The organism is Devosia sp. Root105 (assembly GCF_001424865.1).
Taxonomy (GTDB): domain Bacteria; phylum Pseudomonadota; class Alphaproteobacteria; order Rhizobiales; family Devosiaceae; genus Devosia_A.
The window spans coordinates 158474-172291 of the sequence record NZ_LMCR01000021.1 but is presented as its reverse complement, the minus strand read 5'-3'; the positions used below and the strand labels follow the sequence as shown (position 1 = coordinate 172291).

The following is a 13818-nucleotide window of genomic DNA, read 5'->3' as shown; positions in this document are numbered from 1 at the left end:
GATGCAAAATCCTGGTTCTTAGTTTTTGATGCCGCTCATCGTGATGCCTTCGATCACGAACTTCTGGGCGATGAGGAAAAGCAGCACGACGGGCAGGATGGACATGCTCATCGCTGCCATCACCAATGAAAGGCTGCCCGAGCCGAGATAGCCCCGCAGCACGTCCATCGCGACCGGCAGCGTCATCGAGGTCTCGCGGCCGAGCAGCACGCGGGCCTGGAAATAGTAGTTCCAGGTCTGGGTGAAGGTGATGATGCCGAGCGCCGAGAGCGCCGGCCTCAGCTGCGGCAGCGAGATGCGCCAGAAGATCTTGAGGTAGCCCGCGCCATCCATCAGCGCGGCTTCCTCAAGTGCCTTGGGCTGGCTCAGCATGAACTGGCGCATCAGGAACACCCCGAAGCTCGAGGTGAGGTACATGAGCCCGAGCCCGATCGGCTGGTTGATCAGCCCGACCTGGGCATAGCCGAGATAGATCGGCAGGATCGTGACCTGTGCCGGGAACATCAGCCCGATCAGCAGGATGACGAACAGCGTGTCGCGGCCGCGGAACTCGAGCCGGGCGAAGGCGAAGGCGGCGAGCGTGCAGGTGACCAGCTGGCCCACCGTCACCACCACCGCGATCAGCAGCGAGTTGCCGTAGATCTGCAGGAACGGCACGCGCGAGGCGAGCACGGCGGCGTAGTTGGAGAGGTCGAGGCTGGTCGGCCAGAAGGTCGGCGGCAGCTTGTAGGCTTCCGATACCGGCTTGAACGACACCGAGAACAGCCACAGGAACGGCAGCAGCATGCCGATGGCGAGCACCGCGATAACGGCGATGATGGTGTAGTCCAGCCAGCGCTTGGCGGCCTGGGTCTGCATGGCGGTGTTCATCGCTGCACCCACTTGCGCGACAGTGCTTGCTGGATGGCGGTGATGACGAGGATGATCACCGTCATCACCACCGAAATGGCGGCGGCATAGCCGATCTGGAAGCTGCCAAACCCCTGCTCGACGATGAGGATCGAGAGCGAGCGCGTGGCGTCGCCAGGGCCACCCTGGGTCAGGATGACGATCGACTCATAGACCTGCAGCGCGCCGATCGAGGCGTAGACGATGCAGAAGAACACCACAGGCGAGATGTAGGGCAGAGTGATGCGAAAGAACTGCCGCCAGGCCGGGGTCCCGTCCATCACCGCCGCTTCCATGATGCTTTTGGGCACGCCCTGCAGCGCGGCGATGAAGATGATCATGAAGAAGCCGGTGTTCTTCCACACATCCATGATGACGATCGAGGTCATGGCGGTCGAGGCATCGGTCAGCCAGCGCACCGCAGGCAGGCCGAGCACGCGCAGGAAGTAGTTGATGACGCCGAGATCGTCGCCGAAGAAGTAGCTCCAGACGATCGAGACGAACGCCGCGGCGATGATCACCGGCAGGAAGAAGGCGAGCCGGAAGAAGTAGAGCAGCCAGCCCGGCATGGCGCGATTAAGCGCCAGGGCGAGGATCAGCCCGATCGAGACGTTGAAGGTCACCGCGAAGAAGGTGAAGCGCAGCGTGTTCCACAGGATCTCGAGCGAGCGCCGATCGGTGAAGAAGCGCTGGAAGTTCTCGAGCCCGACCCAGCGCGAGCCGAGCATCGGATCGTAATAGGCGAAACTGAGGATCACGGTGAGGATCACCGGCGCCAGCACGAAGGTCAGGTAGAGCACCGAGGTGGGCAGCACGAAAAGGTACCCGGTCCGCGCCTGCGTGCGGCGGAGATCGGAGGGCTTTCGTAGCGCGGTCATGCTTGCTGTGGTCACGGTGTTTCAAACCCGACTGATAGAGACGGCCCCCTCCCTCGCCATTCGAGCGTAGCTCTCATGGCCTTCTCCCCTCAAATCGCTCCACTGGAGCGATTTGCCCTGTGGGACGGCTCGAAGTCCCCCATGAAGGGGGAGGTGAAGAGGCGGGGCTCTGTCTTCGATTGTGCCACGCTCACTGGCGGGGCACCTCCCCCTTCATGGGGGAGGATGGGAGGGGGCCGTCTTTCTCAGTGGGCCCCCTCCCACGTGAGGAACTCAGCCGCCCAGCTGCTGCTTCAGGCGGGTGAAGGACTCGCTGAGCTCGGCGTCGGCGGCCTTGGTGCCGTCGGCGATGCTTTCCTGGCCCGACATCATCGCGGTGTAGTGCCGGATGAAGATCTTCTCGACTTCCTGGAAGTTGGCAGGCGAGGGGACAGGCGTCGTGAACGGCAGCGTCTCGTAGTAGAGGAAGGCGCTGGGCGGGAAGGCGAGGAAGGCCTCGGAGGACGCGGCCGACTTGCGGCCCGGCACGCCACCACCACGTTCGCCCTGCTCGCGCTGTGTCTCCTCGCTGGTAAGCTCGAGCACCAGCGCCTTGGCGAGATCGGCATTCGCAGCGGACTTGGCGATCGCATAGGCGCCGAAGCCGATGATCGTGGCTTCCTTTTCCTTCTGCGGCGGCACCGCAATGTCCATGTTGAGGTTGTTCTTTTTGGCGTTCTGGACGATCCACTGGCCGCGGTTGATCATCGCCACCTGGCCGGCGAAGAACTGGTTGTCCATCGCCTCGGCGCCCGGGATGGGCGAGACGCCGTCGACATGGATCAGGTCGTAAAGGAACTGCAGCGTCTCGGCGACCTTGGGATCCAGCATGTTTGATGCGGTCCAGTCGGCGCTGAGGATGTTGGTGCCGTTGGAGAAGAACCAGGGCAACACGAAGAAGTTCTGGTTCGGCACTTCGTAGCCGAACTGGCTGACGTTGCCCGAGCCGTCCTTGACGGTGAGCGCCTTGGCGGTCTCGCGGAACTGCTCCCAGGTCCAACCGCGCGCCGGGTAGGCCACGCCTGCCTTATCGAACAGGTCGCGGTTGTAGTTGATCATGATGTTGTTCCAGCCGATGGGGATGTAGTTGATGTTCCCCTTGTACGAGCCCTGTTCGAACAGGCTGGGTGCGAAGTCCGAGAAGCCGGAATTGGCAGCGACGAAGTCGTTGAGCGGCAGGAACAGGCCGCGCGCCGAGAAGGCCTGGAAGGTCTCGATGGCGGTGCCGTAGACATCGGCGGCCGAGCCCGAAGTGAACTGGCCCAGCACCTTGGTGACGTAGTCGCCCCAACCGGTCGAGATCGGGTCGATCGAGACCTCGACAGTCACGTTCGGATAGGCCTTGTTGAAGCGCTGAATGGCGCTGTTGATGCCGGCGAGCTCGGCATCGCCGCCGAATGTCTGCAGCTTCAGCGTTGCGGTGGCATCCGACTGCGCCACGGCACGGCCGAGGCCGAGTCCGGCGCCTGCCGCCAGTGCCGCCGAAGACACCAGCAGGTTACGGCGTGAAATCCTGAACATACTCAATCCTCCCTCTGCGCTATCAGGCGCTTGTCGCTGACCGATCCCCCGGTCGAAACGTTTCGTGTTGCTGCCCTTGTTAGACGCCGGCTGGAGTTCGGCTCCATCCGCCGCTGGTCATTTGCGAACACGAAACGTTTCGTATACAGCATTTCGCAGCGCATTTGGCAAGGGCCACGGCGACCGAGGATTTGATTTGGCAACCATTCGGGATGTGGCAAGGCATGCAGGCGTGGCCATTTCCACGGCCTCGGCGGCGCTGAACCGTTCGGCTCCGGTGAGCGCCGACGTGATCGCCAAGGTCGAGGAGGCGGTGCGCGAGCTGGGCTATGTGCCGCATGGCGGGGCGCAGAGCCTGAGGAGTGGCCAGTCGAGACTGATCGGCCTGATCGTCCCCTCGATCACCAACCCGCATTTCGCCGCCGTGGCGCGGATCATCGAGAATGTCTGCCTCAATGCCGGCTATCTCTCGATGGTGTTTTCCACCGGGCAGGATTCCGAGCGTGAGAACCATATCCTGCGCATGCTGCGCCAGCAGCGCGTGGCCGGGTTGATCATCATCCCCACCCGCTCCGACGCCGAGCACGGCGAGCGGCTCAGAAGCGAGATCCACGTACCGACCGTCCTGCTCGACATGTATGTCGAGGGGCTCGCCTACAACGTCGTCAAGCTGGACAATGTCGCCGCCACCCGCATGGCGACCGAGCACCTGATCGGGCTCGGCCATCGCCGGATCGCCGTCCTCACCGGCATCGCCGAGCTCGCCACCAGCAAGGACCGCCTTGCCGGTTACCTCGAAGCCCATCGGGCCGCCGGCCTCACGGTCGAGCCCGGCATGCTGCTCAAGGGCGACTACGACCAGTCGCTGGCCGCCAGCAGTGTGTTCGAGGTTATGCGATCGCCCGAGCCGCCGACGGCGCTGCTGTCGATCTCCAACATGATGACGCTGGGGGCGCTCCATGCGCTGCACGATCTCGGTCTCGCGGCTCCCGGAGATCTGTCGATCGTCGGCATCGACGATTTCGACTTTGCCGAACTCCTCGCGCCGCCGCTGACGGTGGTTCGCGTGCCGCTGGCGCCGATGGCCGAGCGGGCCATCGAGATCATGCTCGATCTCATTGCCGGCCGCCGCCGCCCGAGCAGCACGACGGACCTGTTCACCCCCGAACTGGTGCTCCGCAGCTCCACCATCCCTGCGCCGAAATCGGAAAACTGACACCGACCAGGAGCACGGTTTGTTACCCCGCGCCGGTCGCTGCCGGGTCGGGGACGGCGATCCAGCCCTGGGGCAGGAAGCCGCGGGCGTCGATCGGCCAGCTGGCGTCGGCGGGGAGTTGCGGTTTGCCGTCGACGCAGGCCCAGGTCCCGCTTGGCGCCAGCAACTGCTCGACATTGGGGTTGCGCTCGCAGAACTCGCGCATCTCCAGCACCGTCGGCGCCATGTCGCAGATCGGCCCGACATAGGACGTGCAGGCCAGCACCGCGCCCTCGAAGCAACGCCAGCGCACCCGGTCGCGCGCCGAGCCGGCAGGGATCAGCAGCGCGCTGGTCATCGCCATGACGGTGGCCGGACCGCTGTAGCGATGGTCCACATAGTCGATCGTGCCCACGGCGCGGCAATAGGCGAAGGGGTCGTCGTAGCTTTCCGGCGCCGCCGCCGCAGCAACGCGCGTCGGCGTTGTTGCCGGCTCGCTGAGCAGCGGGGCAGCCGGCGTAGCGGGCGCTGCAGCAGCGGGCAGAGGGGCGGAGAGAGCGGCGACGGCCGGGGTCGCCGTGGCAGGGGCGTCGAGTGACCGGGCTGTCGACGCATCGGCTGTCGTTGCCGGCGGTTGCAGTTTCGCTGCGGCAACTGGCGTGGCGGCCCCGGGGGCAGGCGCTTCGCCGCTGGCCGCGACCATCGGGGTGTTCAGTGGGCTGAGCAGGGCGTCGAGCGAGCCGTCGCGGTAGATCAGGTAGCCGCCCGCCGCAAGGATACCGATACCCAGCACAGCGCCCACCGCCGCCAGCGCTGCGACCCAGACGCTGCCGCGTCGGGTCCTGCGCCGGCCCTGTGGCTCGCGCCGGGGTTCCGCCTCGCGCTTCCGCTCGCGGTTCTCCGGCTCGCGTCGCCGTACCTCGGGGTCCTGTTCCCGCATCTCGGCTCGCAGCTCGGGTGCAGCCTTGGTCCGCGGTGCTTCCGGTTCCGGCCGCAGCTGCTCGCGCCGCGCCTCGGCCCACATGTCGGGATCGTGCCGACGCGGCGGCTGCTGCGCATCGAGATCCTGCCAGCGCGGCGGCATGCTCGTTGGGCGGGAGGTGACCGTCACATCGTCGAGCGTCAGCGGAATGGCCCGCTTGGGCGGTGGCGCTGCGTCCTGCCGCGGCATCAGCAAGGGGTCCATCCGCAGCGCTGCCTCGCGCTCGAACTCGCTGTCGCCCTCTTCGGGCGGCTCGGCCGCGAGCTTCCGGTTGCGCCGGGCCAGTCGTCGCCGTCGCACCTGCAGTTCCCCGGCGAGGAACGCGAACAGTGCCGCGATACCGGCCGCGCCTGCGGGCGCCAGCAGGTGGTAGGTGAACAGCTGCGGCACCGAGATGGCGACCACCAGCCAGCCCGCCGCCGCGCCGATCAGCAGCAAGGCGGCAAAGCCCGGCGTCACCGTGGCGAGCACGCCGCCGAGCAGCGCGGCGCCGGCGATGGCGTACCAGATGATGGTGCCGAGCAGCCGCTCGTTCGAGGTCGTCGTCCAGAAGTCGAGGAATGGTGAAATGAGGTCGACGCGCAGCGCACTCGGCGCCAGGAGCGCAAACAGCCCGGCAATCAACCCCAAGAACAGCGCGGCAATTCTCACCGTTTATTTCCCCGATGGTCTTTGTTGCGCCCCCGCGGGCGAAGCATGCCCATGGGCGCACCCAAGCGCAAGTCGGCATGCGTGCTCGATGCACTGTAACTCGCCCATGTTGCTGTCGCGTATTGCCTTTCAGCCCGCTCTCGTGATGATGAAGGCATGAAAGTCCTCATCCTCGGTTCGGGCGTCATCGGCACCACCTCTGCCCATTATCTGGCGCAGGCAGGCCACGAGGTGACGGTGATCGATCGCCAGCCGGGACCGGGGCTCGAGACCAGCTATGCCAATGCGGGCGAGCTGTCCTACGGCTACGCCTCGCCCTGGGCCGGGCCGGGTATCCCGGTCAAGGCGATCAAGTGGCTGCTGATGACCGATGGCCCGCTGGTGCTCAGGCCCAAGCTCGATCCGCGCATGTGGATCTGGGGCCTGCAGCTGCTGGCCAACTGCACCGAGCGCGCTTATGCCGTCAATAAGGGCCGCATGGTGCGGCTGGCCGAGTACTCGCGTGACAGGATGATCGCCCTGCGCGCCGAAACCGGCCTCGCGTTCGACGGCCGCCAGCAGGGTACGGTGCAGCTGTTCCGCGAGCAGAAGCAGCTCGATCACGCCGCCGACGACATCGCCGTGCTGAAGCGGTACGGCGTGCCCTACGAGGTGCTCGACCCCAAGGGCTGCGTCGCGGCGGAGCCGGGGCTTGCCACGGCGACGGTGCCGTTTGTCGGCGGGCTGCGGCTCGCCAACGACGACACCGGCGACTGCAAGATGTTCACCGAAGCCCTGGCGGGGCGCGCCGCCAGCCACGGCGTCGCCTTCCGCTACGGCACCAGTATCGACCACATTGCCACCGAGGCGGGCGCGGTGACCGGCGTTGCCACCGACAAGGGCATGTTGACCGCCGACGCCTATGTCGTGGCGCTCGGCAGCTATTCGCCGCTGCTGCTGCGCCCCCTCGGCATTGGCCTGCCGGTCTACCCGATCAAGGGCTATTCGCTCACCGTGCCGATCACCGATGCCTCGGTGGCGCCGGTTTCGACCGTCATGGACGAGACCTACAAGGTGGCGACCACCCGGCTCGGCGATCGTATCCGGGTGGGCGGCACCGCCGAGATTGCCGGCTACGACACGACGCTCCACCCCGCGCGCCGCGGCCCGCTCGACCGCTCGCTGCGCGAGCTGTTCCCCAATGCCGGAGATGCGTCGAAGGCCAGCTTCTGGTGCGGGCTCAGGCCAATGACGCCGGATGGAACGCCGGTGCTGGGGCGCTCGAAGTTCTCCAACCTCTACCTCAACACCGGTCACGGTACGCTTGGCTGGACCATGGCCGCCGGGTCCGGCCGCGTGCTGGCCGACATCATTTCCGGCCAGACACCCGACATCGAAGTCGCCGACCTCGGGCTAAGCCGCTACGCTTATGCCTCGGGCTAAGCCGTTACGCTTACGCCTCGGGCTAAGCCGTTACGCTTCCTGATCCGTGCTGCGCTCCAGCGGCTCGAAAACCGAGAGCTTGGGAACAGCCGGCATCGGCCCTCGCCTTTGCCGGCGAATTGGGCGATAAGCCGAGGATCGCTCGCCCCGGGACGTCATGCGCGCCTTACTATTCGCCCTCGCTCTGCTGCTCGCCCCGTCGGCGCCGGTGATGGCGCAGGCGCTGCCCTATCATATCGATCCCGGCGCGCGCGAAATCGTCCCCAGCCTCGCCGCGGTGCCGTCGATCCGCTTTCTCACCACTGCCGACTTTCCGCCGTTCAACTTCCGTGACGACAAGGGCGAACTGGTCGGCTTCAATGTCGACCTGGCGCGGGCGCTCTGTGCCGATCTTGCCATAGCCTGCACGGTGCAGGCCTGGCCATGGGATCAGGCAGCGCGGGCGCTGGAGGACCGGCAGGGCGATGCGCTGATCGCCGGGCTGGCGCTGACGCGCGAGAACGGGGCGCTGTTCGATTTTTCGCAGATTTACCTGATGCTGCCCGGCCGTTTCGTCACCCCCGTTGCCGCAGCCGCCGGGTTCGAGCCCGCATCGCTCGATGGCAAGCGGGTGGCGGTGCGCCGCGGCTCGACCCATGCCGAGTTCATCCGTCGCTACCTGCCGGCAGCCGGGCTGATCCAGTTCGACAGCGAGATCATGGCGCTCGATGCGCTGTCGAAGGGCGAAGCAGACGCCTATTTCGGCGATGCGATGCGCGCCTCGTTCTGGCTCAACGAGCATGTCGGTTGCTGCGAGTTCGCGGGCGAGGCGTATTTCCGTCCCGACCTGTTCGGCGATGGTCTGGCCGTCGCCGTGCCGGCGGGCGCCGACGCCGTCCGCCAGGTCATCGACTACGGCCTCGCCCGACTGAAGCGCTCGGGCGCCTACGACGAACTCTACCTGCGCTGGTTCCCGGTGAGTTTCTATTAGAGCGCTTTCAGGAAAAGTTGCAGACTTTACCGGTTCGAAAGCGCGACCAAATCAAAAACCTAGAGCATGCACCGATTCAAAGAAGCGGTGAAATGCTCTAGGCCGCGCGCATGCGGGCGCGGGCGCTTGCTTCGATCGCGGCGGTGACCAGCCGGTCGACGTCCAGCCGATCGCGCACCATCTCGAGCAGGCGCAGCTCCTCCTGCGGCAACTGCACGTCGACCACTGCGACCTCGACGGCGAGCGCGTAGGCGGTGTCGTGCAGGCGCTTCGGCACAGCGGCGATGGCATCGTTGAGCACCGTGTCGAGGCCGGCGCTGTTGGTCTTGTCGACCGCCGCGTTGGCCACCGCCGAGAGCCGCTCGAGATCGAAATCGGCGAAGACCGGCGAGCGCACGACCAGGCTGCCGATCACATCCAGCTCGTGGTCGGAAATGCCCTCGTCGGACGAGGCGGTGACCACCATGATGTGGATGAGAGCGTCCTGCAGGGAAATGGCCATCGGGTCCTCGAAAGCGAGATCAGGAAAAGTCGCAGACTTTTCCGGTTCGATCTCGCGATAACCGAGATCTCGCTGGAAAAGTCCCGCATAACTAGGCACCGCACCGGCGCTTGGCAAGGCAGGGCCGGGGCGCTTCCCATTGACGCCCGTAGCCGGCTGGTGCAATTGAGCGCCTTCTCCCCACTCAGCATCTGAGGCCTGCCGTGCCCGCGCCGCTTCCGACCCTCGACCCCGCCTTCTTCGACGCCGCCCAGACGGCGCGCGCCTGGCCGTTCGAGGAAGCCCGGAAACTGGTGGCTCGGGTCGAGCGGCTGGGGCTGGAAGAAGTGCTGTTCGAAACCGGTTACGGTCCCTCGGGCCTGCCGCATATCGGCACGTTCGGCGAAGTGGCGCGCACCACCATGGTCCGCACTGCCTTTCGGCTCCTGACCCGCGACGAGATCCCGACCCGGCTGCTCTGCTTCTCCGACGATATGGACGGCATGCGCAAGATCCCGGAAAATGTGCCGGATCGCGCCGCGCTCGAGCCTTACCTGCAGATGCCGCTGACCGCTGTGCCGAACCCGTTCGGCGGCGATTATCCGAGCTTTGGCGACCACAACAACACCATGTTGCGGCGCTTCCTCGATACCTTCGGCTTCAACTACGAGTTCGCCAGCGCCACCGAGTACTACAAGGCCGGCCGCTTCGATGAGGTGCTGCTGCGCGCCGCCGAGCGCTATGCGGAGATCATGGCGGTGATGCTCCCCAGCCTCGGCGAGGAGCGGCAGGCGACCTATTCGCCGTTCCTGCCGATCTCGCCGATTTCGGGCCGCGTGCTCTACGTGCCGATGAAGCACGTCGATGCCAAGGCCGGCACCATCACCTTCGTCGACGAGGATGGGCGCGACGCCACCCTGCCGGTCACCGGCGGGCATGTGAAGCTGCAGTGGAAGCCGGATTTCGGCATGCGCTGGGCGGCGCTGGGCGTCGATTTCGAGATGTTCGGCAAGGACCACCAGACCAACCAGCACCTCTACGACAAGATCTGCGCCATCCTCGGCGGCACCCCACCCGAGCACTATGTCTATGAGCTGTTCCTCGATGACCTGGGCCAGAAGATCTCGAAGTCGAAGGGCAACGGGCTGACCATCGACGAGTGGCTGACCTATGCCGGCACCGAGACCCTCAGCCTCTACATGTTCCAGAAGCCGCGGGTGGCCAAGCGCCTCTATTTCGACGTGATCCCGCGTGCCGTCGATGAGTATTACCAGCACGTCGCCGCCTATAACGGCCAGGACGCGGCAGCTGCGCTCGAGAACCCGGCCTTCCACATCCATTCGGGCAAGGTCCCGGTGGTCGATATGCCGATCTCCTTCGGGCTGCTGCTCAACCTCGCCTCGGCTGCCAACGCGCATGAGAAGTCGGCGCTGTGGAACTACATCTCGCGCCGCCTGCCAGGCGAGACGCCGCTGACCAACCCCGAGCTCGACCGGCTCGCGGGTTATGCGGTGCGGTACTTCAACGACGAGGTGAAGCCGACCAAGACGTTCCGCGCTCCCACTGACAAGGAACGCGCCGCGTTGCAGGATCTCGCCGACCAACTCGCCGGCAAGGAAGCGCTCGAGGCCAAGGAACTGCAGGACATCGTCTATGCGGTCGGCAATGCGCACGCCTTCGATCCGCTGCGCGATTGGTTCGGCGCCATCTATCAGGTGCTGCTCGGCGCCGACCAGGGCCCGCGCTTCGGCTCGTTCATCGCGCTTTACGGCGTGGCCGAGACCCGCAAGCTGATCGCCGATGCGCTGGCCGGCAAGCTGGTCACTGCAGCCGATTGAACGGCTGACGCTCAGTCGGCGCGGAGGAACGCCACCGAGCGTTCGAACGCCGCCTCGGCGGCCGCGGCATCATATTCCGGCCGGTCGGCTTCGGCGAACCAGTGCGTGGTGCCGGGGTAGACGATGGCGGCGCTCGGCGGACCGGCGGCCTCGAGCTTTCTGATCATCCCGTCCTGATCGTCAGCGAACGGGTCGGTCTCGGCGAAGTGGCCGAGCACCGGCACCTTCAACCTGACTTCGCGGTCGGCGTAATAGGTGACGACGCGCCTGAGCGGCAGCTCCTCCTGTAGCTGGAGCAACTGGAAACCGCCGAACGAAAAGCCCAGCCCACCGACGCCACCGGTCACCGCCGCATGTGCGGCCAGGGTGCGGACATTGTCGGCGAGCAGCGCCGGGGCCGATTGCCAGTAGCGCTCCAGCAGCCCCTGCGCCGTATCGCGCTCGGTCGCGACGTTACCCTCGAAGGCGTCGGCCAGCCCGACGACGAAGCCGCGCTCGGCGAGGCGCCGGCCAAAATCCAGCACTGTCTGGTTGCGGCCCCACCACGGATGGATGACCAGCACACCCGGCCCGCTGCCGTCAGGGGGCAGGACGATCTCGAGTTGTTCGGTCACTGGCTGGCCCAGACGATGCGGCCCATACCCTCGACGTCCTTCATCGCGAGGATGCGCGGTGGATGGGCGGGGTTGAGCGAGTGGAGTTCGACCAGCTTCGGGGTCAGCCGGTACAGCACTTTGACCAGCACCTCGCCGGCCCTCGTGCGCACCACCACGCGATCGCCACGGCGCATCTGCATGGTGGGGGACACCACGATGATGTCGCCATCGCGATAGAGCGGTTGCATCGAGTCGCCCGAGACTTCTAGGGCGTAGCTGCCGTCCTCGGGCGCCGACGGGAAGGCCACCTCGTCCCAGCCCTGGCCTTGCGGGAAGCCGGCCGCATCGAAGAAGCCGCCCGAGCCGGCTTGCCCGAGACCGAGCAGTGGGACAGACGACCGCGTAGCGTTCGGCGCCCGTACCTGCATAAAGGCGCCGCTGCCGGCGAGGAAGGCATCGAAACTCTCGTTGGTCGCTTCCAGCACCTTGGCGACGCTCTCGGTCGAAGGCCAGCGCTTGCGCCCGTCCTTGCTGATCCGCTTGGATCGGTTGAACGCCGTGGCATCCAGACCCGCAAGCCGCGCCAGCCCGGACGCCGACAGCCCGTGCCGTCCGGCGATCGTGTCGATGGCGTTCCAGATGTCGCTATGCGAGAGCATGCTTTCCGGTCGAGCTCCCCGAGGAATGCTGTCTCCGCGCGGAAACAAGTCCTATCCAAAACCTGGCCCAGACGCTTGTAAAGCGGGCCGGACCAACTTGTGATCGGCGGCCTGACTCTCTAGGGTCCGGCGCGTTCGATCCAAGGAGCATGCCGTGGCCACCCCGGAGTTCATCTACAAGGTCGCGAGCCGCGAGATTTATGAGGCGTCGCTCGCCGCCGGCCGCTTCGTCGGCGAGCCGATCGACCTCAAGGATGGCTATATCCACTTCTCCAGCGCCCCACAGCTCGGCGAAACCATCCGGCTCTATTTCGCCGGGCTCGGCGATCAGGTGCTGTTCCAGGTGCCCGCGGCGCCGCTCGGCGAGGCGCTGAAATGGGAGGCATCGCGCGGCGGCGATCTGTTCCCGCATCTGTTCGCCAGCTTGCCGATGTCGGCGGTTTCCAACATGACACGGCTCGATGTCCCGGCTGACGGCCTCGTCTCACTGCCGGATTGGGTCAAATGATCTTCTCGCGTCTCTCCCCGTTGCTCCGTATGCCGCTGGTCTCGGGCCTGACCCGTGACACGCTGCTGAAGATGGACCCCGAGATCGCCCACGGCGCCACCATCGCGGCGCTGCGGCTCGGCCTCGCGCCGGAGCAGGAGGGCGTCGATCCCCCCGAACTGCACACCACGCTTTGCGGGCTCGACCTCAAGAACCCGGTCGGCATGGCGGCCGGCTTCGACAAGAATGCGGAGGTGCCCAAGCCGCTGGCCCGCATGGGCTTCGGCATGGTCGAGATCGGCACCGTCACGCCGCGCCCGCAGGTCGGCAACCCCAAGCCGCGGCTGTTCCGGGTCACCCCGGCCGATGGGGTGATCAACCGCATGGGCTTCAATAACGAGGGCCATGACGCGGCCTTTGCCCGGCTGAAGGGTGCGCATGTCGGCGCCATCCTCGGGGTCAATATCGGGGCCAACAAGGACTCTGAGGATTTCGTCGCCGACTATGTCACGGGCGTCACCCGCTTCGCCGAGGTCGCCGATTACCTGACGGTCAACATCTCGTCCCCCAACACTCCGGGCCTCAGGAACCTTCAGGCCGACGAGGCGCTGACGCGGCTGCTGGCCGCGGTGCTGAAGGCCCGCTCCAAAGCCTCGGTGCGCGTGCCGGTGCTGCTGAAGATCGCCCCCGATCTCGACGAGAAGGCGCTCGACGGCATCGCTAAAGTGGTGCTCGCCACCGATCTCGACGGGCTGATCGTCTCCAACACCACGCTGAGCCGCGACCCGGTGCAGGGCCTGGAGAATGCCACCGAAACCGGCGGCCTCTCCGGCAAGCCGCTGTTCAACCTCGCGACGCAGAAGCTGGCGCAGGTCCGCCAGCGGGTGGGCAAGCTCCCGATCATCGGAGTTGGGGGCATCCACTCGCCCGAGAGCGCCGTGGCCAAGTTCGAGGCCGGCGCCGACGCGATCCAGCTCTACTCGGCCCTGGTGTTCGGCGGGCTCGATATGCTCGACCGGCTGAAGCGCGGGCTGAGCGCTGCGGTGCGGAGCAGGGGGCTGAAGTCGGTATCGGAACTGACCGGGCTGACGACGTCGGAATGGGCTTCGGGCAAAGCTAGCCTCTAGCGTTCGAGCGTGGGGCCACCCCCACCCTTGATCCCTCCCCACAAGGGGGAGGGAGATCTGACTGCAAGCTATCGGTTCCTGCGT

General features: G+C 66.2%; 13 protein-coding genes. 6 read left to right on the top strand and 7 right to left on the bottom strand.

Annotated elements, in window-relative coordinates; translation table 11 throughout:
• Positions 1-18: 18 nt before the first annotated feature.
• From ASC68_RS27620 to ASC68_RS27610, 3 genes are all read right to left on the bottom strand, one after another.
• The gene (locus ASC68_RS27620) at positions 19-870 is read right to left on the bottom strand and encodes a carbohydrate ABC transporter permease (protein WP_055887660.1); all 852 of its coding nucleotides are present in this window, start codon (positions 868-870) and stop codon (positions 19-21) included.
• Positions 867-1766 (bottom strand): sugar ABC transporter permease, encoded by a 900-nt coding sequence (locus tag ASC68_RS27615; RefSeq protein WP_055887656.1) that lies wholly within the window; start codon positions 1764-1766, stop codon positions 867-869. Before ASC68_RS27615 ends, ASC68_RS27620 begins: the two co-directional genes overlap by 4 nt.
• A 273-nt stretch (positions 1767-2039) precedes the next feature.
• Positions 2040-3326, bottom strand: coding sequence for a sugar ABC transporter substrate-binding protein (locus ASC68_RS27610; protein ID WP_055887652.1), 1287 nt, complete (start codon positions 3324-3326; stop codon positions 2040-2042).
• 214 nt (positions 3327-3540) lie between these two features.
• On the opposite strand from ASC68_RS27610, the gene ASC68_RS27605 reads away from it, so the two are divergent.
• A complete protein-coding gene (locus ASC68_RS27605; protein WP_282569979.1) occupies positions 3541-4542 on the top strand; it encodes a LacI family DNA-binding transcriptional regulator in 1002 nt (333 codons plus the stop codon).
• A gap of 22 nt (positions 4543-4564) precedes the next feature.
• Here ASC68_RS27605 and ASC68_RS27600 read toward each other — a convergent pair whose 3' ends face one another.
• Positions 4565-6154, bottom strand: coding sequence for a hypothetical protein (locus tag ASC68_RS27600; protein WP_156387476.1), 1590 nt, complete (start codon positions 6152-6154; stop codon positions 4565-4567).
• Between the two features lie 156 nt (positions 6155-6310).
• On the opposite strand from ASC68_RS27600, the gene ASC68_RS27595 reads away from it, so the two are divergent.
• Together ASC68_RS27595 and ASC68_RS27590 are read left to right on the top strand one after the other, a co-directional pair.
• Positions 6311-7576: a D-amino acid dehydrogenase gene (locus tag ASC68_RS27595; protein WP_055887641.1), complete on the top strand. Its 1266-nt coding sequence runs from the start codon at positions 6311-6313 to the stop codon at positions 7574-7576.
• 157 nt (positions 7577-7733) lie between these two features.
• Entirely contained in the window at positions 7734-8546 is an 813-nt protein-coding gene (locus ASC68_RS27590) for a transporter substrate-binding domain-containing protein (RefSeq protein ID WP_055887637.1), read from the top strand.
• Positions 8547-8643: 97 nt separating this feature from the next.
• Here the strand turns inward: ASC68_RS27590 and ASC68_RS27585 are convergent, their stop codons facing one another.
• Positions 8644-9048 (bottom strand): tellurite resistance TerB family protein, encoded by a 405-nt coding sequence (locus ASC68_RS27585; protein WP_055887634.1) that lies wholly within the window; start codon positions 9046-9048, stop codon positions 8644-8646.
• A 203-nt stretch (positions 9049-9251) separates the two neighbouring features.
• On the opposite strand from ASC68_RS27585, the gene ASC68_RS27580 reads away from it, so the two are divergent.
• Positions 9252-10865, top strand: coding sequence for a lysine--tRNA ligase (locus tag ASC68_RS27580; RefSeq protein ID WP_055887630.1), 1614 nt, complete (start codon positions 9252-9254; stop codon positions 10863-10865).
• 11 nt (positions 10866-10876) lie between these two features.
• On the opposite strand, the gene ASC68_RS27575 is transcribed toward ASC68_RS27580, so the two are convergent.
• Together ASC68_RS27575 and ASC68_RS27570 are read right to left on the bottom strand one after the other, a co-directional pair.
• The gene (locus ASC68_RS27575; protein WP_055887626.1) at positions 10877-11479 is read right to left on the bottom strand and encodes a dienelactone hydrolase family protein; all 603 of its coding nucleotides are present in this window, start codon (positions 11477-11479) and stop codon (positions 10877-10879) included.
• A complete protein-coding gene (locus tag ASC68_RS27570) occupies positions 11476-12120 on the bottom strand; it encodes a helix-turn-helix transcriptional regulator (protein WP_055887623.1) in 645 nt (214 codons plus the stop codon). Before ASC68_RS27570 ends, ASC68_RS27575 begins: the two co-directional genes overlap by 4 nt.
• Positions 12121-12274: 154 nt before the next feature.
• Here ASC68_RS27570 and ASC68_RS27565 point away from each other — a divergent pair, with 154 nt between their 5' ends.
• Together ASC68_RS27565 and ASC68_RS27560 are read left to right on the top strand one after the other, a co-directional pair.
• On the top strand, positions 12275-12628 hold the full coding sequence (locus tag ASC68_RS27565; RefSeq protein WP_055887618.1) for a DUF952 domain-containing protein: 354 nt from the start codon (positions 12275-12277) through the stop codon (positions 12626-12628).
• A 29-nt stretch (positions 12629-12657) separates the two neighbouring features.
• Positions 12658-13734 (top strand): quinone-dependent dihydroorotate dehydrogenase, encoded by a 1077-nt coding sequence (locus tag ASC68_RS27560; RefSeq protein WP_055888009.1) that lies wholly within the window; start codon positions 12658-12660, stop codon positions 13732-13734.
• The last annotated feature ends 84 nt before the right edge of the window (positions 13735-13818 follow it).

Excerpts from the sequence above, each read along its gene's own strand:
- ASC68_RS27615 (WP_055887656.1), bottom strand. The coding sequence starts at position 1,766 with ATGACCGCGCTACGAAAGCCCTCCGATCTCCGCCGCACGCAGGCGCGG.
- ASC68_RS27610 (WP_055887652.1), bottom strand. The coding sequence starts at position 3,326 with ATGTTCAGGATTTCACGCCGTAACCTGCTGGTGTCTTCGGCGGCACTG.
- ASC68_RS27560 (WP_055888009.1), top strand. The coding sequence starts at position 12,658 with ATGCCGCTGGTCTCGGGCCTGACCCGTGACACGCTGCTGAAGATGGAC.
- ASC68_RS27620 (WP_055887660.1), bottom strand. The coding sequence starts at position 870 with ATGAACACCGCCATGCAGACCCAGGCCGCCAAGCGCTGGCTGGACTAC.
- ASC68_RS27585 (WP_055887634.1), bottom strand. The coding sequence starts at position 9,048 with ATGGCCATTTCCCTGCAGGACGCTCTCATCCACATCATGGTGGTCACC.
- ASC68_RS27570 (WP_055887623.1), bottom strand. The coding sequence starts at position 12,120 with ATGCTCTCGCATAGCGACATCTGGAACGCCATCGACACGATCGCCGGA.
- ASC68_RS27595 (WP_055887641.1), top strand. The coding sequence starts at position 6,311 with ATGAAAGTCCTCATCCTCGGTTCGGGCGTCATCGGCACCACCTCTGCC.
- ASC68_RS27590 (WP_055887637.1), top strand. The coding sequence starts at position 7,734 with ATGCGCGCCTTACTATTCGCCCTCGCTCTGCTGCTCGCCCCGTCGGCG.